This window comes from Tenacibaculum sp. L6, assembly GCF_028823685.1.
Taxonomy (GTDB): Bacteria; Bacteroidota; Bacteroidia; order Flavobacteriales; family Flavobacteriaceae; genus Polaribacter.
Genome location: NZ_JAPEHZ010000118.1, coordinates 1 through 2,456, shown reverse-complemented (window position 1 = coordinate 2,456; position 2,456 = coordinate 1). Strand labels below are relative to the sequence as shown.

2 protein-coding genes and 1 pseudogene are annotated in these 2,456 nt (G+C 31.9%); 2 read left to right on the top strand and 1 reads right to left on the bottom strand.

What is annotated here, in order from left to right; all coding sequences use genetic code 11:
• Positions 1 to 64 precede the first annotated feature (64 nt).
• Positions 65 to 286: a hypothetical protein gene (locus OU788_RS12115; RefSeq protein ID WP_274635407.1), complete on the bottom strand. Its 222-nt coding sequence runs from the start codon at positions 284 to 286 to the stop codon at positions 65 to 67.
• A 312-nt stretch (positions 287 to 598) separates the two neighbouring features.
• Here OU788_RS12115 and OU788_RS12110 point away from each other — a divergent pair, with 312 nt between their 5' ends.
• Together OU788_RS12110 and OU788_RS12105 are read left to right on the top strand one after the other, a co-directional pair.
• A complete protein-coding gene (locus OU788_RS12110) occupies positions 599 to 2,032 on the top strand; it encodes a hypothetical protein (protein ID WP_274635406.1) in 1,434 nt (477 codons plus the stop codon).
• A 12-nt stretch (positions 2,033 to 2,044) separates the two neighbouring features.
• Positions 2,045 to 2,456, top strand: a pseudogene (locus tag OU788_RS12105) (succinylglutamate desuccinylase/aspartoacylase domain-containing protein); the annotation flags it as partial.

The following is a 2,456-nucleotide window of genomic DNA, read 5'->3' as shown; positions in this document are numbered from 1 at the left end:
AATTTGATAATTCATTAAAATTTAAGTCCGTTGTCAAGTTAGAGAATGATGCTACTCCATCATTCTAAGATGATGCTTGAAAATCTGCAAATTGAGGGTCGTCTCCAATTGTAGACCAAGTACTTTCATCATAAGCATAAACGACAATTCCAGACTCTGTTCCTCCTTCTAAATTTTGTAAAGTAATACGTACAGAAGTTACATCATCTTGTTTCGGATTATCATCTTCAGATGAACAGCTAGTTAATATTCCAATGGCAAGGAATAACATTAAATATTTTTTCATTTTTTTCTATTTTTTTTGTGTAGCGAACTGCTCAAATTGCACACAAATGTTTTTTTATCCCTAAAAAAGGCAGGGATACGGCTATTTTTTTGTGTTCTTAAAATAAATATGAAATTAGGGTTGAGAAATTCATAGCCTTTTTCCATTTGCAATTTTTAAGAGCTGCTAAAATACATGTTTTTTATAAATTATAGTAACAAATAGGAGGTGAATAAATTAACATAGATAAGCATAATCTAGTTGTATTTTTTTCTATTTTTAATTTATCAAGTAATGTATGCGTAAGCAAAAAATAAAATAGACAAACCAAAAATGAAAGCAGTAGAGCTTATACAACCCAATACATTTAATAACGAAAACCACTGGTATCCTAAAGCGTTGAATGCCACGATTCACCCTATGGTAAATTTCTTTTTAAACTTAGATAAAGAACGAATTATAGCTAGGTATTGCCATTTACACCCTAAAGTAAATGCAGAAAAGTTACGAGAAATTTTGTCGTATGAGTGTAAGTATTTTTTGTGGGGTGGTGCCGATTTAATCAATTCTACTTCGGCAGATGGAGACAAAAATATGGTTATTATTGAAAATAATTCATGTCCGTCAGGGCAAAAGTCAATGCCTTTGTTAGACGATAATAAAGAAGATGGAGCATATCGTTTGCTTATAGAACGTACATTCAAACCTATTTTAGATAAAAAACGTAAGCTTGTTAAAGACGGTAGATTGGCAGTTTTTTACGATAAGAATTACATGGAAACTTCAGGATACGCTGCTGTAATTGCAGATGTTTTTAAAGAAGAAGTGTTTTTAGTTCCATTTTTTTCAAATGAAGAGAATACACATGTTAAAATAGAAAATGAAATTTTTTATTTGAAACAAGATGAAGAATGGATTCCGTTGCGAGGAATTTTTAGATATGTAACTCAAAAACCATGGAATCGTTTCCCTGTAAATAGTAAAACAAAGATTTTAAATCCGATTATTACGTGTTTAGCAGGAGGAAGAAATAAAATGGTTGCAGCTAAAGCCTATGATATTTATAACACGGAGTTAGAAGAACACGGAATGAAAATTAACATACCCGATACGATTTGGGATGTGAGTAAGAATGAAATTCCACTATGGGTAAAGAAAATGGGCGGACAAGCAGTTATTAAAATTCCATATAGTAACGCGGGTCAAGGGGTATATACCATTGTAAACGATGAGGAATTAGAGGAGTTTATGAAGCAGGATATCGAATATGAACGTTTTATTGTTCAGAGTTTAATTGGTAATTACAATTGGAGTTCGGTAAGCACCAAAGGGAAATACTACCATGTTGGTACGATGCCAAATGCTAAAGGAGAAACTTATGTGTCTGATATTCGAATGATGATTAGTAGCACCAAAGACGGTATAAAACCTTTGTGTATGTATTCGAGAAGAGCCTTGTTGCCTTTGGTAAACGATTTAGAGGATAGTAAGGATTCTTGGCAGATGTTGGGTACTAATTTATCGGTTAAATTAGGAGGAAATCAATGGACATCTGATACTAATCGTTTGTTAATTATGGATAGAAGAGATTATAACAAATTAGGTTTGGGAATTGATGATTTAATAGAAACATTTATCCAGACAGTACTTTCTACTATTGCGATTGATAAAATGTGCATTAGCTTAATCAACGCTAATAAAAAGTTTAAAAAGAAATTATTTACATCTTTAAATAATGACAGTACGTTATTGAATGAGTTATACTAACTGATAAAGTTTATGGGACACCAAATTGACTATATTACAGAGTTTGATGTAAATCAAACACCACAAAATTCTATTAAGAATTACTGGTTAAAAGTAACTTCAAATGCATTAGGAATTGCTACATGCATACCTATTATGGTTGCAAGAGGTAAGGAAGATGGTATTGTGTTGGGGCTTACAGCTGCGGTTCATGGAAATGAATTAAACGGAATATCAGTTATACAGCGATTGTTTAAAGATTTAGATACAAACAATTTAAAAGGAACGATTGTAGGAATTCCTATTGTAAATGTGCCTTCTTTTGTTAGAGGAACCCGTGTTTTTAGTGATGGTGTAGATATTAACAGAATTATGCCAGGGAAGCATGATGGAAATACAAGTGAAGTATATGCCAATCGTTTTTTGAATTTAGTAGTAAAAAAGT